Origin of the sequence: Amycolatopsis vastitatis (assembly GCF_002234595.1) — a bacterium.
Classification (GTDB): Bacteria; Actinomycetota; Actinomycetes; order Mycobacteriales; family Pseudonocardiaceae; genus Amycolatopsis; species Amycolatopsis vastitatis.
The window spans coordinates 463794-486353 of sequence record NZ_NMUL01000007.1; the positions used below are offsets into that span (position 1 = coordinate 463794).

General features: G+C 71.3%; 23 protein-coding genes. 9 read left to right on the forward strand and 14 right to left on the reverse strand.

Translation table 11 applies throughout. The annotated features are described in order from the left end of the window. The first annotated feature begins 4 nt into the window (after window positions 1-4). Window positions 5-514: a CGNR zinc finger domain-containing protein gene (locus CF165_RS09425; protein ID WP_093947040.1), complete on the forward strand. Its 510-nt coding sequence runs from the start codon at window positions 5-7 to the stop codon at window positions 512-514. Between the two features lie 220 nt (window positions 515-734). Here CF165_RS09425 and CF165_RS09430 read toward each other — a convergent pair whose 3' ends face one another. Next, window positions 735-1439 (reverse strand): SRPBCC family protein, encoded by a 705-nt coding sequence (locus CF165_RS09430; RefSeq protein ID WP_093947041.1) that lies wholly within the window; start codon window positions 1437-1439, stop codon window positions 735-737. A 477-nt stretch (window positions 1440-1916) separates the two neighbouring features. Here CF165_RS09430 and vanH point away from each other — a divergent pair, with 477 nt between their 5' ends. The 4 genes from vanH (at window position 1917) to CF165_RS09450 (ending at window position 5478) form a co-directional block, all read left to right on the forward strand. Beyond that, a complete protein-coding gene (gene vanH, locus CF165_RS09435; RefSeq protein WP_093947042.1) occupies window positions 1917-2957 on the forward strand; it encodes a D-lactate dehydrogenase VanH in 1041 nt (346 codons plus the stop codon). Next, window positions 2950-3993 (forward strand): D-alanine--(R)-lactate ligase, encoded by a 1044-nt coding sequence (gene vanA, locus CF165_RS09440; RefSeq protein ID WP_093947043.1) that lies wholly within the window; start codon window positions 2950-2952, stop codon window positions 3991-3993. Before vanH ends, vanA begins: the two co-directional genes overlap by 8 nt. Beyond that, the gene (vanX, locus tag CF165_RS09445) at window positions 3990-4598 is read left to right on the forward strand and encodes a D-Ala-D-Ala dipeptidase VanX (RefSeq protein ID WP_093947044.1); all 609 of its coding nucleotides are present in this window, start codon (window positions 3990-3992) and stop codon (window positions 4596-4598) included. The genes vanA and vanX overlap by 4 nt, the downstream gene beginning before the upstream one ends. A gap of 100 nt (window positions 4599-4698) precedes the next feature. Further along, on the forward strand, window positions 4699-5478 hold the full coding sequence (locus tag CF165_RS09450; protein ID WP_093947045.1) for an SGNH/GDSL hydrolase family protein: 780 nt from the start codon (window positions 4699-4701) through the stop codon (window positions 5476-5478). Here the strand turns inward: CF165_RS09450 and CF165_RS09455 are convergent. From CF165_RS09455 to CF165_RS09475, 5 genes are all read right to left on the reverse strand, one after another. Beyond that, on the reverse strand, window positions 5458-6069 hold the full coding sequence (locus CF165_RS09455; protein WP_093947046.1) for a TetR/AcrR family transcriptional regulator: 612 nt from the start codon (window positions 6067-6069) through the stop codon (window positions 5458-5460). The genes CF165_RS09450 and CF165_RS09455 overlap by 21 nt on opposite strands. Window positions 6070-6270: 201 nt before the next feature. Next, complete coding sequence (locus CF165_RS09460) at window positions 6271-7803, reverse strand: FAD-dependent monooxygenase (protein WP_093947047.1); 1533 nt, start codon at window positions 7801-7803, stop codon at window positions 6271-6273. Window positions 7804-7886: 83 nt separating this feature from the next. Continuing rightward, on the reverse strand, window positions 7887-8510 hold the full coding sequence (locus tag CF165_RS09465; protein WP_093947048.1) for a TetR/AcrR family transcriptional regulator: 624 nt from the start codon (window positions 8508-8510) through the stop codon (window positions 7887-7889). Window positions 8511-8578: 68 nt separating this feature from the next. Continuing rightward, window positions 8579-9364 carry a MerR family transcriptional regulator gene (locus CF165_RS09470; protein WP_093947049.1) on the reverse strand — a complete coding sequence of 262 codons (786 nt, stop codon included), beginning with the start codon at window positions 9362-9364 and terminating at the stop codon, window positions 8579-8581. After that, on the reverse strand, window positions 9361-10482 hold the full coding sequence (locus tag CF165_RS09475; RefSeq protein WP_093947050.1) for a serine hydrolase domain-containing protein: 1122 nt from the start codon (window positions 10480-10482) through the stop codon (window positions 9361-9363). The genes CF165_RS09470 and CF165_RS09475 overlap by 4 nt, the downstream gene beginning before the upstream one ends. A gap of 188 nt (window positions 10483-10670) precedes the next feature. On the opposite strand from CF165_RS09475, the gene CF165_RS09480 reads away from it, so the two are divergent. Then, window positions 10671-12029, forward strand: coding sequence for an MFS transporter (locus CF165_RS09480; RefSeq protein WP_093947051.1), 1359 nt, complete (start codon window positions 10671-10673; stop codon window positions 12027-12029). 54 nt (window positions 12030-12083) lie between these two features. Here the strand turns inward: CF165_RS09480 and CF165_RS09485 are convergent, their stop codons facing one another. The 7 genes from CF165_RS09485 to CF165_RS09515 all read right to left on the reverse strand — a co-directional run bounded on the left by CF165_RS09485 (window position 12084) and on the right by CF165_RS09515 (window position 17643). Next, entirely contained in the window at window positions 12084-13505 is a 1422-nt protein-coding gene (locus tag CF165_RS09485) for an SPFH domain-containing protein (RefSeq protein WP_093947052.1), read from the reverse strand. A gap of 16 nt (window positions 13506-13521) precedes the next feature. Then, entirely contained in the window at window positions 13522-14010 is a 489-nt protein-coding gene (locus tag CF165_RS09490; protein WP_093947053.1) for an SPFH domain-containing protein, read from the reverse strand. Then, on the reverse strand, window positions 14007-14441 hold the full coding sequence (locus tag CF165_RS09495; protein WP_093947054.1) for an NfeD family protein: 435 nt from the start codon (window positions 14439-14441) through the stop codon (window positions 14007-14009). The genes CF165_RS09490 and CF165_RS09495 overlap by 4 nt, the downstream gene beginning before the upstream one ends. A gap of 84 nt (window positions 14442-14525) precedes the next feature. Beyond that, window positions 14526-15341 (reverse strand): DUF3097 domain-containing protein, encoded by an 816-nt coding sequence (locus CF165_RS09500; protein ID WP_093947055.1) that lies wholly within the window; start codon window positions 15339-15341, stop codon window positions 14526-14528. A gap of 51 nt (window positions 15342-15392) precedes the next feature. Further along, window positions 15393-16277 carry an aminoglycoside phosphotransferase family protein gene (locus tag CF165_RS09505; RefSeq protein WP_093947056.1) on the reverse strand — a complete coding sequence of 295 codons (885 nt, stop codon included), beginning with the start codon at window positions 16275-16277 and terminating at the stop codon, window positions 15393-15395. Continuing rightward, window positions 16262-17065: an SCO1664 family protein gene (locus tag CF165_RS09510; RefSeq protein WP_093947057.1), complete on the reverse strand. Its 804-nt coding sequence runs from the start codon at window positions 17063-17065 to the stop codon at window positions 16262-16264. Before CF165_RS09510 ends, CF165_RS09505 begins: the two co-directional genes overlap by 16 nt. Window positions 17066-17067: 2 nt before the next feature. Further along, complete coding sequence (locus CF165_RS09515; RefSeq protein WP_093947058.1) at window positions 17068-17643, reverse strand: DUF3090 family protein; 576 nt, start codon at window positions 17641-17643, stop codon at window positions 17068-17070. Between the two features lie 78 nt (window positions 17644-17721). On the opposite strand from CF165_RS09515, the gene CF165_RS09520 reads away from it, so the two are divergent. Genes CF165_RS09520 through CF165_RS09530 form a run of 3 tightly spaced genes read left to right on the forward strand, consistent with a single transcriptional unit; the run spans window position 17722 to window position 20938 of the window. Beyond that, window positions 17722-19641, forward strand: coding sequence for a prolyl oligopeptidase family serine peptidase (locus tag CF165_RS09520; protein WP_093947059.1), 1920 nt, complete (start codon window positions 17722-17724; stop codon window positions 19639-19641). Further along, a complete protein-coding gene (locus tag CF165_RS09525) occupies window positions 19638-20537 on the forward strand; it encodes a S66 peptidase family protein (protein WP_093947060.1) in 900 nt (299 codons plus the stop codon). The genes CF165_RS09520 and CF165_RS09525 overlap by 4 nt, the downstream gene beginning before the upstream one ends. After that, entirely contained in the window at window positions 20534-20938 is a 405-nt protein-coding gene (locus CF165_RS09530; RefSeq protein WP_093947061.1) for a TIGR03668 family PPOX class F420-dependent oxidoreductase, read from the forward strand. Before CF165_RS09525 ends, CF165_RS09530 begins: the two co-directional genes overlap by 4 nt. Here CF165_RS09530 and mptB read toward each other — a convergent pair. Further along, entirely contained in the window at window positions 20935-22470 is a 1536-nt protein-coding gene (gene mptB / locus CF165_RS09535; protein ID WP_093947062.1) for a polyprenol phosphomannose-dependent alpha 1,6 mannosyltransferase MptB, read from the reverse strand. The two genes, CF165_RS09530 and mptB, sit on opposite strands and share 4 nt — an antisense overlap. Window positions 22471-22560 lie beyond the last annotated feature (90 nt).

Sequence of the window (22560 nt, forward strand, 5' to 3'; positions counted from 1 at the left end):
CTCAGTGCACTTCAACCCTTACGGCGGCCCGGCCGCACTCGTGGCCGCCGACCTGGTGAACGCGGGGTCGGCGAGCGAGCTTCTCCACGGGATGGTCCGCAACGGCATGGTGATCGCGGCCCTCACCGACGAGGAGGCGGCGCGGATCGGCGACTGGGCTGGCCGGCTGCGCCCGGTGTTCACCGCCGGCGTCGGCGAGCGGCCCGCGCTGGTCAACGAGCTGCTGGCGGAAGCGGCGTGCCGTCCGTACATCACCACCCACGACGGCAAGCCACCCCACCTGCACTACTCGGCCGAAGACGCCGGGCCGGTCGGCCGGGTCCGCGCCTACACCGCGGGCGGCCTCGCCCACCTCGTCTGCGAGGCCCCGGACCGCCTCGGCATCTGCGCCCGCGAAGGCTGCGAAACCGCGTACGTCGACACTTCGCGCAACGGCCGCCGGCGGTTCTGCTCGACGCGCTGCGCGTCCCGCGTCCACGTCGCCGACCACCGGGCCCGGCAGCTCAGCGCCTAGCTGGCCGCACCCACGGCGGACTCCGCGGTGTGGACCGGCTTGACCCAGGTCCTCGTCGAGGTGCCGGCGCCGCTCACGACGACGACCAGGCGGTCGCCCGCCTCGTCGCCGCCCGCTCGCCGAGCGCGCCGCGGCCTGGACAAATGTTGCGTAACTGGCCGGTGGCGCGGTTGTGCCAGATGGCGGCGGCGAGTTCAGCTGGCCCCAGAACCAGCGGGCTCTAGGCGAAGACCTCGGCCAGCCACGTCCGCCAGCCGAGCTCCTCGGCCTCGGCGTCGATCTCGGCGAAGTGGTGCCGTCCGACGCCGATGCGCCAGCCGAAGGCGTTGCGGCCGTAGAACCGGTAGAGCGCGTCCTCGGTCCGGACGCCGAGGAAGTTCGCAGTGGCGTAGTCGACGACGCCTTCGACGCCCCGGATGGTCACCCGGTCTCCGACCTGGGTGTTCTTCGGCACGCCGAGCGCTTCCTTCAGCTTGGTGAACCCGCCGGCCGACGCGGACGACTCCGGCGCTTCGGTCATCGCGTAGGCGGCGCTGCGGCCGGCGAAGTGGGTCAGGTACTCGCCGAGGGAGTGGTAGTAGAACGCGGTGTGCTGCCGGCAGGCGGCGTAGTTGGTGTCCCAGTCCTCCAGGAAGACGCCGCGGTGGGTGAACTTCAGGTGCGTGGCGTCACCGCGGCGTTCGAAGGTGTAGTCGAGCTGGTTGAACCAGTCGCCCTCTTCACAGCGGGTCGCGAAGTGCGCACCCGGCTGCCAGACGGTGACCTCGCCGCCGTGGAAGGTCAGCCCGGTCTCCTTGCCTCCGACCCGCGGTTCGTACGAGATGGGCCAGGACCAGCTCCCGGCGTCGACGGTGACCGCCCGCCAGCAGGCCTCCGGCGTGGCGGCCAGCGTACCCTCGAACCCGACCTCGAATTCCTTCGTCATGACTATCTCCCTGCGTGTGGTCCGGCTTCTGCCAGGACGTCATCCGGGAGCGGCCGGATTCGACAACCGCACGCGGTTTTTCTCGCGCGCCACGCCGCAGCCCCCGGTCGGTCCACGACGCCGTCGTCCAGCCGGGCTCGCGGTAACCGGGGCCGAGGAGCTCCCGCAGGGTGGGCCCGATGGCCAGGGGGTCGTCACGCTGCCTGGTGAGGAACGTCGTCTCGTACCAGTCGGCGATCGCGTCGTAGGCCGTCATGCATCCCGTGTACCGGCCGCGAGCCGCGGGGAGCCGGGGATTCCGCGGCGGGCGAAGCCGGGTTGTGGCCCGGCCGTCCGGCGGGCATGATGCACAGAGCTGGGGCTCTTTCCTTCACGATCACGGCTCGCGTACTCGCCGTTACCGGCCGGTAACGTGGTGTCCGGCGTATCGAAACCCGCATACGGGCCGACATCACCGCGCTGCCTATACTGCCGGGCATGACCTACAGCGAACCGGCACGACCAGCGGACAGCCGCGCCCGATCGCTGGCGTCGTCATCCTCCTCGGCCGTTCCCCCGACGGGAATTACGATCTATGGATGCGGTCAGGACGAGGCGGCTTTGTTCCGTGAGCTGGCGCCTCGCTACGACGTAATACCGACCATCGCCGAAGCACCGGTATCCGAAGCCAATGTCGAACTGGCCGCCGGAAACCTGTGCATCAGCATCGGTCATAAAACCCGGGTCACGAACCCTGCTCTTCTGGCGCTCGCCGAAACCGGCGTGAGGTACATCTCCACGCGAAGCATCGGGTACAACCACATCGATGTGAAATACGCGGAGAGCATCGGCATCACCGTGGAAAACGTCGCCTACTCACCCGACAGTGTGGCTGATTTCACGCTGATGCAGATGCTGATGCTGATGCGCAACGCGAAGACCATCATCTCGCGCGCGGGCGTTCACGACTACCGGTTGAACGACGTCCGCGGGAAAGAACTGCGCGACCTGACCGTCGGGGTCGTCGGAACGGGACGCATCGGCGCGGCGGTCATGGACCGGCTCCAGGGTTTCGGCTGCCGGATACTGGCCTACGACACGCGTCCTGTCGCCGCCGCCGAATACGTTTCCCTCGAGGAACTGGTGCGGTCGAGCGACATCGTCACACTCCACACCCCACTCACTCCCGATACGCACCACCTGCTCAACCGGGAGCGTATCGAGCAGATGAAGCAGGGCGCGTTCGTGATCAACACCGGACGCGGGCCCCTCATCGACACCGAGGCGCTCGTTCCGGCCTTGGAAAGCGGCAGGCTGGGCGGCGCGGCGCTGGACGTCCTCGAAGGCGAAGAAGGGATCTTCTACGCCGACCACCGGGACAAGCCCATCAAGAACAAATTGCTGCTGCTGCTCCAGGAACTGCCGAACGTGATCGTCAGCCCGCACACCGCCTACTACACCGACCACGCTCTGAGCGACACCGTCGAAAATTCCATCGCGAATTGCATGAAATTCGAAGGCAGGAACCAGCATGGATAGGCTGAAAATCGCAGTCCTCTTCGGCGGCACGTCCGAGGAGCACCCCATCTCCGTCAAGTCCGCTCGCGAGGTCGCGAAGAGCCTCGACGCCGAGAAGTACGAGACGTACTGGGTCGGGATCACGCAGAGCGGTGCCTGGGTGCTCTGCGACGGTCCCGAGGGGAACTGGGAAGACGGCGCCAACAGCCGTCCGGCCATCCTGTCGCCGGACCGGAGCGTCCACGGGCTGCTCGTCCTGGGCGACGGCGGGTACGAGACCATCAGCCTGGACGTGGTGATTCCCGTCCTGCACGGCAAGCTCGGCGAAGACGGCGCGATCCAGGGCCTGTTCGAGCTCTCCGGCGTCCCCTACGTGGGCTGCGACGTCCAGAGCTCCGCGGTGTGCATGGACAAGGCCCTCGCCTACGTCGTCACCCGCGGCGCGGGCATCGCCACACCGGACTTCTGGATCGTCAACACCGACGACGACGTCGACACCAGCCAGTTCAGCTACCCGGTCTTCGTGAAGCCGGCCCGTTCCGGTTCGTCTTTCGGTGTCACCAAGGTGTCCGGCGAAGAAGAGCTCGCCGCCGCGCTGGAAACCGCGCGCGAGTACGACACGAAGGTGCTCATCGAGGCGGCCGTCGTCGGCAGCGAAATCGGCTGCGCCGTCATGGGCAACGACCCCGACCTGGTGACCGGTGAGTGCGACCGGGTCGCGCTGTCCCACGGCTTCTTCCGGATTCACCAGGAAGCGACGCCGGAAACCGGTTCCGAGAACTCCTCGTTCATCGTGCCCGCCGACATTCCGGACGACAAGCGCGCGCTCGTCCAGGAGACGGCGAAGAAGATCTACCGCGCCCTCGGCTGCCGCGGGCTGGCTCGGGTGGACCTCTTCCTCAAGGAAGACGGAACGGTGGTCCTCAACGAGGTCAACACCCTCCCCGGCCTGACCTCCTACAGCCGGTACCCGCGCATGATGGCGGCGGCGGGCCTGCCGCTCGGCGAGGTGATCGACCGGCTCGTGTCCCTCACCCTGACGGGCAAGCTGCAGTGAACGAAGGCTTCGCCTTCGTGGACGAACTGGTTCCCGGAATCCGCTGGGACGCCAAGTACGCCACCTGGGACAACTTCGTCGGCAAACCGGTGGACGGTTATCTCGTCAACCGCATCGTCGGCACGAAGGCTTTGTGCACCGCGCTGGAGAAAGCACGGGACAAGGCTGAATCCCTGGGGTTCGGCCTGCTTCTCTGGGACGGTTATCGCCCCCAGCGCGCCGTGGACCACTTCATGCGGTGGTCGGCGGAACCGGAGGACGGCCGGAAAAAGGCGCGGCACTACCCGAACATCGATCGACCTCAGATGTTCGAAATGGGCTATGTCGCCAGCAAGTCGGGCCACAGCCGGGGCAGCACCGTCGATCTGACGATCTACCACCTGGACACCGGGGAACTCGCCCTGATGGGCGGTGACCACGATGTGATGGACCCGATCTCCCACCACGGGGCCGAGGGAATCACGGCGGAAGAAACGCGCAACCGTGCCCACCTCTGCTCCATCATGGAGGATTCCGGGTTCAGCCGGTACGACAGCGAGTGGTGGCATTACACGCTGAAAGACGAGCCGCACCCCGACACTTATTTCGATTTCCCGATCGAATAGCCGAGGCTGACGACCGCCGCGATGGGCTCGCCGGTGAACCACTCCGGTTCGCCGACGAGCCCATCGGCTCGTTCGGCGGCGCGGTGGCTATGATCGGGCCATGCAAAGCAAGCGCTTAGTCAGCCTGGGTGATTCGTTCACCGAAGGTGTCGGGGACGACGACCCGGCCGCCCCGAACGGCGTGCGCGGCTGGGCCGACCGCGTCGCCGAGCAGCTCGCGGCCCGCGAGCCGGACTTCCGCTACGCCAACCTCGCCATCCGCGGCAAGCTGCTGGGCCAGGTGCTGGCCGAGCAGCTCGAGCCGGCCCTGGCCATGGCGCCCGACCTCGTCACGCTCTACGCCGGCGGCAACGACCTGATGCGGCCCAAGGTCGACATCGACGGGCTGATGGCCGGCTACGAAGCCGCGGTCGAGCGGATCCGCGCGACCGGCGCCCGGCTGGTGCTGTTCACCGGGGTCGACGGCGTCGAGGACGCCCTGTTCCGCAAGATCCGGGGCCGGGTGGCGATCTACAACGAGCACGTCCGCGGCATCGCCGCCCGGCACGGCGCGCTGCTGGTGGACATGTGGGCGATGCGGCAGCTGCGTGACCGGCGGCTCTGGGCACCGGACCGCCTGCACCTCAACCCGCTCGGGCACGCGGAGGTCGCCATCGCGGCACTGGCCGTCCTCGGCGTCGACCATCCGCCGGCGGCGACCGAGCTGGGTCCGCGCGACGTCCTGAGCCCGACGCAGCGCCGCGCCCAGAACCTCCGGTGGGCGCAGGAGCACGCGCTGCCGTGGGTCCGGCGCCGGCTGCGCGGCGAGTCGTCCGGTGACACCCTCACCCCGAAGCGGCCGGCCCTCGAGCCGGTGGGCTCAGCTCCGCTCCCCCGCTGACGCGCCGGGGCGGAGGCCGTCGAACAGGATTTCCACGGCCCGGTCGCGCAGGCGCGCGTCCGGGCCGGCGTACTCGGCGGCCCTCGCGACGCCGATGATCACGGTGATCAGCTCGCCGACGACGAGGTCCTCCCGGACGGCGCCGGCCTCCTGCGCCCGCGACAGGAGCACGCCGAGCGACTGGACGAGCCGGGCGCCGATGTCCGACTTCGTCGTCGGCACGGTGACGCCGGCCGCGGTGAGCGCCTCGAAGTAGGCGTTCTTCGCCCCCGACATTTCGATCCAGCTGGTGAGGAACGTGAAGAACGCGCGGCCAGGGTCGGCGGAGTCCGCGGCGACGGCGGCCTCGGCCTCGTCGACGAACCGGCGCAGCCGGGCGAAGAGCACCGCTTCGAGCAGCGCCTCCTTCGTCGGGAAGTGCCGGAACACGGTGCCGATGCCCACCCCGGCGGCGCGGGCGACCTCCTCGGTGGGTGCCCCGGTGCCCTTCGCGGCGAACACGCTTTCGGCCGCCTCCAGCACGCGCGCCCGGTTGCGCCGGGCGTCGGCGCGCAGGGGCTTCGACTCGGTGGGATCAGCGGCCTGTGTCACCACCTGATCCTAGTCCGGCAGCGAGTCCGGCAACCGGGCCAGCGCCCACGGCGCGGCCCCACGGCCGTTCCTCCCGGCTCGGCGACTTCGACCCGAGTTTGCCGACGTAGAAGTCCCGCGCGCGGGCGTGGTCGGCGACGGGCAGGGTCAGGAGCTGCACGTGGGTGATGGCCATGCCGCCGACAATAGGTAGGAGATAGCCTACGCGTCGACCGAGGTGCCGAACCACCGTTCGAGAGCGGCGCGCAGAGCCTTGCGCTCGGTGTCGTCCGGCTCCGCCGAGCTGGACGCCCACGCGACGTAGCAGTCCGGCCGCAGCAGCATCGCTGTCGCGGGGCCTTCGCCGGCCGGCCGGGCGGTGACGACGTCGACGCGGTCGGTCCAGCCGCGCAGTTCGGCACCGAGCGAGCCGCCGTCGGTGAGGTCCAGCAGCAGCGGCCGGGCCGTCCTGGTCAGCTCGGCCAGCCGGACGCCGTCGGCCAGCTCGACGTCGGGAGCCCACCGGCCGTCGAGCGGGTGGTCGGTGGCCGGCTCGTACCGGATGTCGGCGCCGGACATCAGGTCCGCGATGTGCCGCACGGTGCCCGGCAGCCGCAGCAGCTCGCCGAAGAGCTCGCGCAGCGCGGTGACCGGGCTGCCCGGTCCGATGAGCGCGGACTGGGCCTGGGTGTGCATGACGACCCGCTCGGCGGCCGGGCGGCGTTCGGCTTCGTAGGTGTCGAGCAGCCCCGGCGGGGCCCAGCCGTGGATCTGTCCCGCGAGCTTCCAGCCGAGGCCGATCGCGTCCTGCATGCCGAGGTTGAGCCCGGGTCCGCCGATCGCGGAGTGGACGTGCGCGGCGTCGCCGACCAGCAGCACGCGGCCGTCGCGGAAGCGGTCGGCCAGGCGCGTGTTGCGCCCGTGCAGCCGCCGCGCCAGGTGCGGACCGTCGCCTTCGGGCGGCCCGAAGGCGACGTCGGTGCCCAGGACGCGGCGGACACTGGCCCGCAGCTCGTCCAGGGTCATGGCGGTGTCGTCGCCGGTGTCGTCCCGGACCCATTCCATGGTGGTCACCATCGTGCCGGTCTCCAGCGACGCGTAGACGAACAGGCCCGTTTCGGTGCGGTAGTGGGAAAACGCCGGGATGACGCCGTGGCCCGGCACCCGCAGGCCGCCGGTGGCGGGGTCGAGGATCTCCGGCGGGACGGTCACGTTCGCCGACCGGGAGACGCTGTGGTCTTCGGTGACGCCCGGGAAGCCGATGCCGGCCAGTTTCCGGGTGACGCTGCGGCCGCCGTCCGCGCCGACGAGGTACCGGGTTTCGAGGGGGTACGTGCCGTCCGGGCCGGTCACCTGGACGGTGACGCTCTCGCCGTCCTGCGCCAGGCCGGTGAGCTCGTGGCCGCGGCGGATCTCGACGCCGAGCTCGGTGGCGCGCTCGGTGAGCATCGCCGTGATCCGCCGTTGCGGGACGGTCAGGATGTGGAACGGGGTGTCCGGCGCGAGCGTGAGGTCGAGCGGCATCGCGCCGAAGACGAACCGGGGTGTCGGCGGGCCGAGCGGCCCGGCGAGCCGGTCGTGCAGGCCGCGGCGGTCGAGCATCCGGACGACCTGGCCGACCATGCCGTTGGCGCGCTGCTCGGTGGTCGGTTCGGGCAGCCGTTCGAGGACCAGCGGCCGGACGCCGGCCAGGCTGAGCTCGCAGGCGAGCATGAGGCCGTTCGGGCCGGCTCCGGCGATGACGACGTCGTACATGGCGGAACTCCTTGGTGGGTGGCGAAAAAGGGCAGGACGAATCCGCCCGGCGGGTGCCGGGCGCCCTCAGTGATCGGCGAAGGTCAGTGCGGTGCGGGCAGGCCCGCGGCGAGCCGGCCGAAGACGTCGCGCAGGAGGTCGGCCATCGAGCCCGACGGCTCGGTGTCGAGCCACTGCCCGATGACCACGTTGAACGCGGCGACCACGGTGGCCGCCATCAGCCGCGGGTAGAGGTCCTTCGTGGCGTCGGTGCCGGTGCGTTCGGCGATCGCGTCGGCGAACTCGGCTTCGGCCGCGGCGGCGGCCTTCGCGAACTCGCTCTGCAGCGCGGGTTCGGCGACCATCAGCCGGATCCCGCTGAGCCACTGGTCGTCGGGGACGAGCTTTTCGGGCGTGCCCTCACCGAGGGCGAACCCGGCCAGGGCCGCCTCGGTGACGGCGGTCCAGATCGGCTCGTCGGCCGGGCGCCGCCGCAGCTGCTCGGCGATCGAGCGGGCCCGCTCGAAGTGCCGGGCCGCGATGGCCTCGCCCTTGGTGGCGAAGTAGTTGCTGAAGGTGCGGGTGGACACGCCGGCCTCGGCGGCGATGTCTTCGATCCGGACGTTGTCCAGCCCGCGTTCCACCACGAGCCGGATGGTGGCCCAGCTCAGCGCGATGCGCGTTTCCCGCTTCTTGCGCTCTCGCAGCCCGCCACCGTCGATGTCCATGACTCCACCGTACAGAAGTTTGCCGACTCTGCAAAGTTGCAGAGTCGGCAAAGTTTGGCGAGGCGCGGTCAGCGAGCGTCCGGCCGCGGGAGGGCGACCCCGGCGGCGCGGAGCTTGGTCTCGACGAGCGAGAGCAACCGGGAGGCGGCGGAGCCCGGCTCCTCCCCGTGGTGGGCGATCAGCTCGTACCGGGTCGCCGCCTCGGTGCGAGCTTGCAGGCCGGTGACGATCTTCATCCGGCCGGGGTTGGCGAGGTAGTGGTCGACCACGGCGGTGGTGAGCTCGTCGATCCGGGGGTCGTCCGGTGCCCAGGTCGCGGCTTCGGCGCCGCGCTGGATCAAGGTGACGTACTCGGGATCGTCGAGGGCCTGCTCGACGTCGGCGAGGTAGGCGTCGAAGCCCTCGGGAACCAGGGCCTTGGCCAGCACCCAGCCCTCCCTGGTGGCCGCCACCTCGCCGGCGGGGAAACCGAGGCCCGGCATCCGCTCCAGCAGCGCCACCGCGCGGTCGGGCAGCAGGGCCCGGTCGCCGTCGGCGAGGCGGCGCAGCGTGTCGCGCCGCGTGATCAGCTCGTCGATCCGTTCGGTGAGCTGCTGTTCGACGCCGGCGAGTGCGGCTGGGAACTCCGCGGCGTCGCCTTCGAGCAGGGGGCCGACCTCGGCCAGCGGCACCCCGGCGGCGGCCAGCGTCCGGACCTGTACCAGCCGCAGCAGTTCGGCCGAGCCGTAGCGGCGGTAGCCGGAGCTGTCGCGCTCCGGCTCCTCGACCAGACCGAGCTTGTGGTAGTGCCGCACCGTCTTCACCGTGACGCCGACGAACGCCGCCGCCTGCCCGATCGTGACCCCGTTCCTCATTCGCCCAGTTTGCCGCAGAACACCGCGTCGACGAGCTTCCGCTGGGCGTCCTGGAAAGCCGCCGCGACGGACAGGACGGCGTCGTCCACACAGGTCAGTGCCGCGGTCAGCGTCGTGCCGCCGTCGGGGGTGCTGTACATGAGCGCGGCGAAGCCCGCCATGGCGCCGTTGTGCGTGATCACGGTGCCGCCGTCGGTCTCCTGCACGAACACCCCGAGGCCGTAGCCCATCTCCGGGATGCCCGTCGGGCGCGGGGTGCGCATCTCGGCCAGCAGTTCGGGCGGCAGGAGCTTGCCGCTGTTCAGCGCGGAGATGAAGGTGTGCAGGTCCCGGGTGGTCGAGATCATGTCGCCGCCGGTGGAGATCCAGGAGGGGTTCTGGCGGGTGATGTCGATCGTGGTGTCGCCGGCGCGGTAGTAGGCGTGGGCGTGCGGCTCGGGGATCTCCGGCGAGGCGTCCGGCACCAGGGTGCCCGACAGCCCGAGCGGCCCCAGGATCCGGCGGCGCAGCTCTTCGGCGAACGAGTGCCCGGTGACCGCTTCGATCAGCAGCCGGGCCAGGACGTAGTTGGTGTTGGAGTAGCTCCAGCCCGTTCCCGGCTCGAACCGGGCCGGCTTGGCCAGCGCCAGGCGCACGAGCTCCTCCGGCCGATGGGTGCGGAACCGGTCCTCGGCCCACTCCGGGCCTCCGGGGCCGTAGGGCATGGGGGTGCCCGGCTCGAGCGTCCCGTCGCCGGAGACCTCACCGGTGAAGTTGAAAACGCCGCTGGAGTGCTGAAGCAGCATCCGCACCGTGACGCGCTCGTCCAGCCCGAGCTCCGGCAGGTGGCGGGCGGCCGGGGTGTCCAGCCCGATCCTGCCTTCGGCCACGAGCTGGAGCACGAGGGCCGCGGTGAAGGTCTTGGTGTTGCTGCCGATGCGGACGTGTCCGTCGATCGGCGGCTCGGCGGTCCCGCCGAGTTCGGCCACTCCGGCACTGCCGGTCCACTCGCCCCGCTCGTCGTGGATGCGCACGGTGATCCCGGTGAACCCGGAACCGACGATCTCGGCGAGCAGTTCACGCAGCTCGGGCCGGTCCTGCGCGGCGGTGGTCTTGGCCTGGTCGAAAAGGGTGGACATGGGGTTCGCTCCTCGGATCCGGGGTGTCTTCGCGGTCTGAGCCGAGCGTTCACCCTGACCCGAGGTCAACCTCAACCGTGACCCGGCTCACAGCGTCACCGACCGGACGAGCTTCCGGCCATCGATCGCCGAAATCGTCGGCGGGCGTCACACTGTTGTGTGACATCGGTCACCGGAGGTGTTGCGAGATGGTTTTGGGAGACGGCGGCGTCACTCACAAGGTGGCACCGGAGAGCAAGTCAAGACGGGTCCAGGTACGGCGTGCGGCGCTGGCGAGCGCCATCGGCACGACCATCGAGTGGTACGACTTCTTCCTCTACAACACCGCGGCGGCTTTGGTCTTCCCGCACCTGTTCTTCCCCGCGTCGAGTGCGTACGCCGGCGCCATGCAGTCGTTCGCGACCTACGCGGTCGGGTTCGCCGCCCGGCCGGTCGGTGCCGCCATCTTCGGGCACTGGGGTGACCGGATCGGCCGGAAGGCGACGCTGATCGTCACCCTGCTGCTGATGGGCATCTCCTCCGGCGTCGTCGGGATGCTGCCCGGGACCTCGGCGATCGGCGTCGCCGCCCCGCTCATCCTGGTCCTGCTGCGGCTGGTCCAGGGCATCGCGATCGGCGGCGAGTGGAGCGGCTCGGTCCTGCTCGCGATGGAGTGGGGCGACCAGCGCAAACGCGGCCTGCTGGGCAGTTTCGCGCAGATCGGCGTCCCGGTCGGGCTGGTGCTCGGCACCGGCGGCATGACGCTGCTGTCGGCGACCCTCTCCCCCGACGCGTTCAACTCCTGGGGCTGGCGGATCCCGTTCCTGGCCAGCCTGGTGCTCGTCGCGGTCGGCCTGGTGATCCGGCTGAAGATCCTCGAGACGCCGATGTTCGCGAAACTCGTCGAGAACCGGCAGACCGCGCGCACGCCGGTGCTGGACGCCATCCGGCACCACTGGCGGGAGATCCTGCTCTCGGCGGGCGTCCGGTTCAGCGAGCAGATGCCGTTCTACCTGTTCACCAGCTACGTGCTGGTCTACGTCGTCGCCCGGCACGAGTTCAGCAAGACGTTCGTGCTCAACGCGGTCCTCGTGGGGGCCGCGTGCGAGCTGGCGATGATCCCGTTGTTCTCGGCGCTGTCGGACCGCTTCGGCCGCAAGCGCATCTACCTGTGCGGGGCGGTCCTGACCGGCGTGATCGCGTTCCCGTACTTCACGGTGCTGAGCCACGGCGGGCACGCGCTGGTGTTCGTCGCCGTCGTGGTGTCGTTCATCCCGCACGCGCTGCAGTACGGCCCGCAGGCCGCGCTCATCGGCGAAAGCTTCCCGACCCACCTGCGGTACGGCGGTGCCGGGCTCGGTTACCAGCTGGCGTCGGTGTTCGCCGGCGGGCCGGCGCCGCTGCTGGCGACGTGGCTGCTGCACACGACCGGGACGCCGTACTCGATCTCGACCTACATCGTCATCGCGGCGGTGGTGACGGTGCTGTGCGTGATCTTGCTGAAGGACCGCTCGAAGGCCGACATCGACGACGCGAGCGTCTACCACCGGGCGGCACGCACGGGCTGAAACGCCGTGAAGGCCACCTTCCGGACCGAAGGTGGCCTTCACGAACCAACGGGGTCAGCGGCGGGGGCCGCCGAACGGGGGCTGCTGCGGGAACGGCCCGCTGCCCGGGTTCTGCTGCGGCCCGCCGCCGAACTGGCCCGGCGGCGGGGCCTGCGGGGGCGGGCCCTGGTACTGGCCGCCCGGGGGCGGACCGGCGGGGGCCTGCGGCTGCTGGGGCTGCGGCAGTGCGGGCTGGCCGCTCTTCGGCGTCGACGGCTGCTGCGGGGCCGGGGTGACCTCCGTGCCGCGGTCCTCGTCGGCATCGGGTTCCGGCAGCTGCTGCGCCGGCCGCGGGATGGACGGCCGCGCGGGCGGCGACGACGGTGCGCCGATGGCCGGGACCTCCTTGCGCGCCACGGCTTCCGCGGCCGCGACGGCCTCGGCGACCTTCGGGTCGCTCTTGGTTTCGAACCAGCTGGCGACCTCTTCGTCCTCGAGTTCGGGCTTGTCCGGGACGTCGTCCTCCTTCGGCGGCTCGTACCGGAACACGCCGTCGTCGCCCGGGGCGCCGAGCGCGCGGGCGAAGCCTTCGAGGGCCTTGCCGTAGTCGCTGGGGATCATCCAGACCTTGTTCGCGTCGCCCTGCGCCATCTGCGGCAGCGTCTGCAGGTACTGGTAGGCCAGCACCTCCGGGGTCGGCCGGCCGGCCTTGATCGCGGCGAACACCTTCTCGATCGCCTTCGCCTGGCCCTGCGCCTGCAGGTAGCGTGCGGCCCGCTCACCCTGGGCCCGCAGGATCCGGGACTGCCGCTCGGCCTCGGCGGCGAGGATGGTGGCTTGCCGGGCGCCTTCGGCGGAGAGGATCTGGCTCTGCTTCTGGCCTTCCGCGGTCTTGATAGCGGACTCCCGCTGACCTTCCGCGGTGAGGATCATGGCGCGCTTCTCGCGGTCGGCGCGCATCTGCTTCTCCATCGAGTCCTGGATGGAGGGCGGCGGGTCGATCGCCTTCAGCTCGACCCGGCTCACGCGGATGCCCCACCGGCCGGTCGCCTCGTCCAGCACGCCGCGCAGCTGGGTGTTGATGGAGTCGCGGGAGGTCAGGGTCTGCTCGAGGCTCATACCGCCGACCACGTTGCGGAGCGTGGTGGTGGTCAGCTGCTCGACACCGACGATGTAGTTGGAGATTTCGTACACCGCGGCGCGCGAGTCGGTGACCTGGAAGTACACGACCGTGTCGATCGACACGGTCAGGTTGTCCTCGGTGATCACCGGCTGCGGCGGGAACGAGACGACCTGCTCGCGCAGGTCGATCCGGGCGCGCACCTTGTCCAGGAACGGCACGAGGATGTTGAGGCCGGGCGAGGCGACCGTGCGGAACCGGCCGAGCCGTTCGATCACGGCCGACTGCGCCTGCGGCACCACCATGACCGCCTTGGCTATCGTGATGACCACGAGCAAGGCCAAGGCTATGACCAGGCCGATCACAAATCCGGTCAAGAGAATTTCCCCTTACCTAGTACCATTCTTGCGCGGTTGACGGCGTTCCGGGTGCCGCGGGCGGGTGCACCGCGATCTCGAGTTCCTTCGTGGTGATGCCCCAGCGGCCGGTGGTGTCGTGCAGGACCGTCCACACTGTACGGTGCAGGTCCCCCGGCGCGGTGACGGCGCGCTCGGCGGTGGTCAGGCCGGCCTCCTGCCGCAGCGCGGTGCGGGCGAGCTGCTCGATCGCGATGGCCGGATTGCTGATTTCGTAGGTCGCCAGGCGCGGGTCGGTCACGGCGAAGACGACCTCGAAGCCGATGAGGATCTCCTGCCCGTCGCCGGCCTCGACCGGGCGCGGTGGGGCGGACAGGATCTGCTCGCCGAGGTCGAAGCGAGCGCGGACCCGGTCGGCGAACGGGACCACGAAGTGGCGGCCCGGGCCGAGCACGGTGCGGAACTCGCCGCCGCGTTCGATCACCGCGGCGTGGCCCTCGCCGACGACGACCAGTCCGAGGCTCACGGTTCGGCCGACACGACAGCGGTGGCGCCGGAGATCTCGACGACCGTGACGGGGGTGCCGGGGGCGATGGGCGGCTGGTGCTCTCCCAGGGTGCGGGCCGACCAGACGTCGCCGGCCAGTTTCACCCGCCCGGCCTCGTGGTCCACTGTGGACACGACGACAGCGCGGGCGCCGATCAGCGCGTCGATGCCGGTGTGGTGCGTCGGCCCGGACAGCAGGCGCCGCTTGAGCGCCGGGCGGACCAGCAGGAGCATGCCGACCGACGCCACGGCGAACACGGCGACGTCGATGACCAGGTTCCCGGTGAGGACGTCGGCGCCGGCCCCGAACAGCGCGGCGACGCCCAGCATGATCAGCACGAAGTCGCCGGAGACGACTTCGGCGATCATCAGGGCGATGCCGACGATCAACCAGACCAGTGCCCAAGACATGGCTTCATGCTCTCAGATCACGCCGGTTCGCACCGGCACAGTGACGGGACGTAACCTTCGCGTGACCTTGGACAATTCGGACATTCAGCCCTCTTCCGCCGGTTCGGTGACGAAGTCGATGAGCCGTTCCACGGCCCCGATGAGCGGGGTCTCGAGGTCGCGGAAACTGCTCACCCCGCTCAGGACACGTTGCCAGCCTTCGAAAGGTTGCCCCCAGCCGAGCGCGTCGCAGATTCCCTGCTTCCACTCGGTTCCGCGCGGGATCTTCGGCCACGCCTCGATGCCGACGGCCTCCGGCCGGACGGCTTCCCAGACGTCGATGTAGGGGTGCCCGGTGACCAGCACGTTCTCGTCGCGGACGGCCTCGACGAGCCGCGACTCCTTGCTGCCGGGGACGAGGTGGTCGACCAGCACACCCAGTCGACGCGCGGGTCCGGTGCCGAACTCGGCGATCCGGTCGGCGAGGACGTCGACGCCGTCGAGGGCTTCGACGACGACACCTTCGACGCGCAGGTCGTGGCCCCAGACGCGTTCGACCAGCTCGGCGTCGTGCTTGCCTTCGACCCAGATCCGCGAGTCGCGGGCGACGCGGGCCTGCAGGCCCTGGACGCGCACGGACCCGGACGCCGAGATCTGCCGGGCCGGCGCCTTCGCCGGGGGTCGGTACGGCACCAGCGTGACCAGCTTGCCTTCCAGCAGGAACCCGGCGGGGGCGAGCGGGAAGACGCGGTGGCGGCCCTTGGCGTCTTCGAGCACGACGTTCCCGTACTCGATCTTCACCACCGCGCCGCAGTAGCCGCTGGCCGGGTCCTCGACGACCAGGCCGGGTTCGGCGGGGACCTCCGGCACCTTCTTGCGGCGTCGGCCGGCGAGCACGTCGTCATAGGAGTGGGAGCGCACGACCAGGCAACCTAGTGCTCCCCGCCGCTCCGGAGGGTCATGCCACGCCGGTCAGCGCGCCAACTCCAGGACCGCGTCGGTGAACGGCGTCCGCTCGCCGCGGCGCAGTGCCGGGAGCGCGACGAGCGGGGCCATCGCGACGCACCAGGCGCGGACGCGTTCGGCGTCGAAGCCGCGCACGTGCGGAGCGAGAGCGGCGATGCCGTCGTCGATGGTGCCGCCTTCGCGCATCGGGACGAACACGAAGTCGATGGCGTCGTGAGACGGGTCACCGAGGCTGGGCCGCGGGTCGATGGCGACCGCGCCGCGCTCGGGTCCGGCGTCGAGGACGTTCGCGGGGTGGAGGTCGCCGTGGATGAGCGTGACCGGTCCGCTGGTCGCCAGGGCCATGGCCCGCTCACGGCCCTTGGCCAGGACCTCGGCGCTCAGGTGCCCGGCGGCCGGTGACTCGCGACGGCGGCGTTCGGAGAGGGCGAAGATGAACTCGAGGCCGTCGGCCAGCCGCCGGAACTCCCCGGGCGGTTCGACGGAGTGCAGCTGGTCGAGCAGCTCGCCGATCTGGGCCCACGGGACGTCGCCGTCCAGCTCGGTGCCCGGGACCAGGCCTTCCAGGAGAATCGCGTGGTCGTCGAGGTCGGCGTCGAGCACCTGGACGACGCGGGAGCACCCGGCCCAGGCGCTCAGCCCGGTGAACTCGAGCCGGGCGACCTCGGGATCGGGGGTCAGCTTGAGGACCCGCAGGTCGCCACCGGGGCCGGTGCACAGCAGCGTCCGGCCGGTGTTGCCGGGCCGGGCCTCACGGACTTCGAGTCCCCACCTCGCGGTGAGCCGGGCGACCAGGTCCGGGAGCGCGTCGCACCACGGCCCGGCCAGCTCCGCGCCGAACCGGTCGGTCAGTCGCGCGCGAGCGGGGTCGTCGATCAGAACAGGGGCCACGGGATCGCGCGCCAGTCGTCGCCGGGTGCGGGGAAGATGCCTTCGGCGAGCAGGACGTCGGTGCGTTCGGCCAGTGCCCGGATCTCGAACCGGGTGATGTGCCCGGAAAGCGTTTCGCCGAGCTCGCCGTCGAGCTCCGAGCGCAGTTTGCGGAGCTTCTCGACGGTGTCCGGGGGTACCGGCTCGCCGATCCAGCCCCACAGGACGGTCCGCAGCTTCGGGTCGGTGTGCAGGCAGATGCCGTGGTCGACGCCGTAGACGCGGCCGTCGACGCCGGGCAGGAGGTGCCCGCCCTTGCGGTCGGTGTTGTTGACGACGATGTCGAGCACGGCGAGGTCGCGCAGCCCGGGGTGGTTCGCGTGGGCCAGCACCGCGGGTTCGCCGAGCCGGTCGTGGGCGTGCAGCACCGGGCGCCAGCCTTCGGGGACGTCGTCGGGCGGCAGGACTTCGACCAGGTCGTCTTCGGTGGTCTCGATCCACAGCTGGACCATGCCGGGGCCGAACGGGCCGTCGCGGAGCACGGTGGGCGGGATCGCGCCGATGCCGGTGGCGTCGGCGACGATCGCGGTGGCGACCTCGCGGCCGGCCAGGGTGCCGTCGGGGAAGTCCCACAGCGGCCGCTCCCCCGACACCGGCTTGTACACGACCCGGCCCGTGACGCCGTCGAGCTCGATGGCGCAGAAGAGCGTGACGTTGGAGGCGTCGACCAGCCGTCCTTCGACGTCGATGCGGCCGTGGGTGACCAGCTCGCGGGACGCCGGGTCGGCCGGGTCGGGGGTCGCGGCCATGGTCAGTCTTCGCCCGCTTCGGTGTCGCGCCGGTAGCCGTTCTGCCGCGGGCAGATGTGCCCGGTCGGGTCGAGCGGCTCGCCGCACAGCGGGCACGGTTTGCGGCCGGCGTTGACGACGCGGTCGGCGCGCTCGGCGAAGGCGCGGGCGGCGGCCGGGCTGAGGAAGACGCGGACGGCGTCCGGGCCTTCCTCGGTGTCGTCGAGCACGACCGTTTCGTCGACCTCGCCCTCGGTGATGGCGAGCAGCTCGATGACGACCGCGCTGCTGTCGGCGTCCCAGCCCAGCCCCATGGTGCCGACGCGGAACTCCTCCTCGACCGGCACGGTGAGGGGGTCGACGTCGACGAGGTCGTCGGGGACGTCGTCGGGCACGTCGGCGCCGAAACGGCTGGCGACTTCCTCGAGCAGGGAGCTGAGGCGCTCAGCGAGGACGACGACCTGCTGTTTTTCGATGGTGACGCTGATCGTGCGCACGTCCTCGGACGCCTGGAGGTAGAACGTGCGATCGCCGGGCTCGCCGACGGTGCCGGCGACGAACCGATCCGGCTGGCGGAAGACGTGGATTACGCGAGACATAGCACTGTCGACCCTAGGCCACCGGCGCATGATCGGCATCCGCCGCCCCATGGTTCGCCGGGCCGCTAGCCTCGGGGTGTGTCTCGGATCTCGCCGTACGGAACCTGGTCTTCGCCCATCACCGCCGCCGAGGTGGCCGCCGCCGGCGGTGGCCCGCAGTGGCTCGACGTGGTCGGCGAAGAGGTGTGGTGGGCCGAGGCGCGGCCCGGTGAGCAGGGCCGGGTCGCGCTGGTGCGGTCGGTGCCCGGCGGGACCGAGGACGTGCTGGGCGCGCCGTGGAACGTCCGCAACCGGCTGCACGAGTACGGCGGGCGGCCGTGGGCGGTGGCCGAGGGGGTGGTGGTGTTCACGCACTGGGCCGATCAGCGCGTGTACGCGCAGAGCGAAACCGGAGTCGTGCCGCTCACACCGGACCCGCCGGAAGCCCAGGGCGTCCGCTACGGCGATCTGCGGGCGGGGCGGCCCGGCGAGGTGTGGGCGGTGCGGGAGCGCAGTGTCGGCCCGCGTCCTTCCGACGTCGAGCGGGAGCTGGTGGCGATCGCGCTGTCCGGCGGGGCGGAACGGGTGCTGGCCGCGAGCCACCGGTTCTTGACGGTGCCGAAGCTGGCGCCGGACGGCCGGCACGCGGCCTGGTTCGGCTGGGACCACCCGGCGATGCCGTGGGACGGCACCGAGCTGTGTGTCGCCCCCGTCGCCGAGGACGGGTCGTTCGGGCCGCACCGGGTGCTGGCCGGCGGTGCGGACGTCGCGGTGTGCCAGGTCGAGTGGGAGACGCCGGCGGCGCTGCTGGCGCTGCTCGACCCGGACGGCTGGTGGAACCTGCACCGGGTCGGCCTGGACGGCTCGGTGGTGAACGTCGCGCCGGTGGAGCGGGAGCTGGGCGGGCCGCTGTGGAAGGCCGGGTCGCGGTGGTTCGCGCCGCTCGGCGGCGGACGGCACGCGGTGCTGGTGTCGGGGCGGCTGGCCGTGCTCGACGAGGCGGCCGGGTCGGTGACACCGCTGGCCGAGAACCTGACTGCGTGGTCTTCGACAGGGTTCGCGGCGCTCGGCGAGGCGGTCGTGGGCGTGGCGGGCGGTCCGGCACGGGAGGCCGCTGTCGTGCGCGTTTCCCCCGACGGCGCGGTGACGGATCTGACGCCGCAGCCGGAGCTGCCCGCGGCGTACCTGCCGGTGCCGCAGGAGCGGGTGTTCAGCACGGCGGACGGCGAGATCGTGCCGGTGGTCCTGTACCCGCCGGGGAACCCGGATTTCGCGGCGCCCGCCGGTGAGCGGCCGCCGTTGCTCGTGCACGTCCACGGCGGCCCGACCGGGCAGCACCTGCCGATGCTGGATCTGGAGATCGCGTACTTCACCAGCCGCGGCATCGGGGTGGCGGCGGTGAACTACGGCGGGTCGACGGGGTTCGGGCGGGCCTACCGGGAACGGTTGCGCGAGCAGTGGGGCGTGGTGGACGTCGCCGACTGCGTCGCGGTCGCCGAAGCGCTGGTGGCGGCCGGGCTCGCCGACGGCGACCGGCTGGGGATCCGCGGCGGCAGCGCGGGCGGGTTCACCGCGGCGGCGTCGCTGACCACGACGAAGACCTACCGGGCGGGCACGGTGATGTACCCGGTGCTGGACCTGGCCGGGTGGACCGGCACCGAAGGCGAAACGCACGACTTCGAGTCGCGCTACCTGGACGGGCTGGTGGGCCCGTTGCCGGAGACCCGGCAGCGGTACCTCGAGCGGTCGCCGCTCGCCAACGCCGCGTCGCTGGCCGGGCCGGTGCTGTTCCAGCAGGGGCTGGAGGACCGGATCTGCCCGCCGGAGCAGGCGGACCGGTTCGTCGCGAAGCTGGCGGGGCGCGGCGTTCCGTACGCCTACCAGCGGTTTGCCGGGGAGCAGCACGGGTTCCGGCGGGCGGAGACGATCGTGGCGGCATTGGAGGCGGAGCTGTCGTTCTACGGCCAGGTGTTCGGGTTCGAGACGCCGGGTGTGGCGCGGCTGGAGCTGTCGCGGTGAGGCCGCCGCGGTTGCGGGCCGGCGACACGCTGGCGCTGGTGGCGCCGGCCGGGCCGGTGCCGGCGGAGCTGCTGGAGAAGGCGCTGCCGGTGCTGCACGGCTGGGGCGTCGAGGTGCGGGTGGGGCCGTGCGTGCGGGCGGAACCGGGGACGCCGCGGTACCTGTCGGCTCCGGACGCGGCGCGGGCCGCGGAGTTCACCGAGGCGTGGCTGGACCCCGGCGTGCGGTGCGTCATGGCGGCGCGGGGCGGCTACGGCGTCCAGCGGATGCTGGACCTGGTGGACTGGGCGGCGTTGCGCGCGGCGGGCCCGAAGGTGCTGGCCGGGTCTTCGGACGCGACGGCGTTGCACCGGGCGGTGGATGTCCACTTGGGACTGTCCACTTTGTTCGCGCCGCTGCCGGCGACCACGTTGTTCGACGACTTCGCGCATGCGCACCTGCGGCAGGCGTTGTTCGAGCCGGAGCGGAACGTGGTGCTCCGCGGCGGGTCGGCGCTGGTGCCGGGCCGCGCGTCCGGCCGGCTGACCGGCGGGAACCTCTCGCTGCTGGCGGCGGGGCTCGGGACGCCGGAGCAGGGTTCGGCGCGGGACGCGGTGGTGCTGCTGGAGGACGTGACCGAGCACGTCTACCGGCTGGACCGGATGCTGACGCAGCTGCTGCGCGCCGGCTGGTTCGCCGGGGTCCGCGGGATCGTGCTGGGTTCGTGGACGTCGTGCGGCGACCCGGCTCAGGTGCGTGCCCTCATGCTGGACCGGCTGGGGCCGCTGGGCGTGCCGATCGTGGAGGAGTTCGGGTTCGGGCACGTGCCGTCGTCGCCGACGTTGCCGCTGGGCGTGCCGGTGACCCTGGACGCGGACCTGGGGACGCTCACGTTCGACTCCCCGGCCCTGACATGACCCCGGAAGAGGCCCGGGCACGGTTCGCCGCGGCACGGGTCGCCCGGCTGGCGACGGCGTCGGCGTCCGGGGTCCCGCACCTGGTGCCGGTGACGTTCGCGGTGCGGGGGGACACGGTGGTGTTCGCGGTGGACCACAAGCCGAAGTCTTCGGTGGCGCTGCGCCGGTTGCGGAACATCGCGGAGAACCCGGCGGTGTGCTTCCTGGCCGACGGCTACTCCGAGGACTGGTCGGAGTTGTGGTGGGCCCGCGCGGACGGCGTCGCGCGGGTCCTGCCCGATGCCGTCCGCGCCGAGCCGGTTTCGTGGCTGGTCGCGAAGTACGAGCAGTACGCACAGCGGCCGCCGGAGCACGCCGTGGTCGCGACGGAGATCCACACCTGGCGTGGCTGGACCGGCTAGTCGCGGAGGAACTTCTCCGGGCGGCGCCAGGCGTCGATGAGACCGAGGGGGTCCGGGCGCAGCAGGGACGCCGCGGAGTAGAGGCTCGCGACCACGACCAGGGCGATGAACCACCAGTCGTAGAGGGCCTGCTCGCCCGTCGGGTAGTACACCAGCGTCACGAACACCGACACCGCCACCACCAGCGCCAGGTGGCGGGGCTGCCACTTGAACGCCGACAGCAGGACGAAACCCCAGGTCAGGTACCACGGCAGGGTCGGCGGCATGAGGATCGCCACCGCGAGCAGCGAGATGCCGGCCCGGTAGACGGCCTCCGTGCCGCCGCCGCGGCCGAGCCACCACTGGCGGGCGCCGAAGCCGATCAGGACCAGCATGCCGATCGCGCGGGCGACCGTGACGAACGGGGAGACCTGGACGTCGACGATCAGGTGGACGAGGTTGTAGAACACCTCGCCGATGCCGGTGGGGATGTTGAGCCAGTTCGCGATGAGCTGCGGCGCCTTGAGCCCGGACCACCAGCCGAGGTTGAGCGAGCCGAGCGAGATCCACGTGCCCGCGACGAACACCGGGAGGAACAGCCCGACCGACGCCGCGCCCGCGCGCAGGAAGTTGCGGACCTTCGACTCGCCGGTGAGGTGGTTGGCCCAGATCCACACGATGAACGGCAGCGCGATCGCCGCGGTCGGCTTGATGAGCATGCCGATGGTGACCAGGACGACCGCGACGACGTGCTTGCGTTCCAGGGCGGCGAGGACGCCGGTGGTGAGGAACGCGAGCATCATCAGGTCGTTGTGCGGGCCGCCGAACAGGTGGATCACCATCATCGGGCTGGCCACCGCGAGCCACAGGGCGACCGGGAGCTTGCCGCCGAGGTGCTTGACCAGCCGCGGCAGGGCCCACAGCGTCCCGGCCAGTCCGGCGAGCAGCACGACGCGCATGAGGATGACGCCGAGGATCATGTTGTCGCCGCTGGTGGCGACGACGCCCTTGGAGATCAGCAGGAACAGCGGCCCGTACGGCGCCGGCGTGGTCTGCCACAGCGGGTGGACGTTCTGCACGACGTTCGGCAGCACGTCGAGCTCGGCGGGGCCGTTGGCGTACGGGTCGAGCCCGTAGAGCAGCTGGGCGCCCTGGCCGAGGTAGGAGAAGACGTCGCGGGTGAACAGCGGCGGCGAGACCAGCAGCGGCGCCATCCAGCAGCCGGCGGCGACGAGGACCGGGCGGCTGCCGACGCGGCCGGCGAGCACGTAGCGGCCGAGGCGGACCCAGGCCCAGACGATCATGCCGAAGCCGGTGTAGAGCACGGCGTTGGCGAGCATGCGGCCGTGGCCGTAGCGAACCCACGACAGCGGGCCGTGGCCGAGCACGGGGTCGGAGATCAGGATGCCGCCCGCGCCGAGGGCGGCGATCATGAGCAGGGTGCTCCCGACCGTGCCCATCGCGATCGTGCGGTACGGGAATCGCGAGGGCACACGGAGCCGCCCGGCCAGGCCGGCCGAGGGGTTCTGCGCGGGGTCGGTGGTGGTCGCCATTTCCGTTCGGAGATTACACACTGCGCCTGAGCGGGTTTCCCGCAGTGTCGGGTTTCGGGTGGCGGGTATCGCGACGCGGCGGCGCGCGGG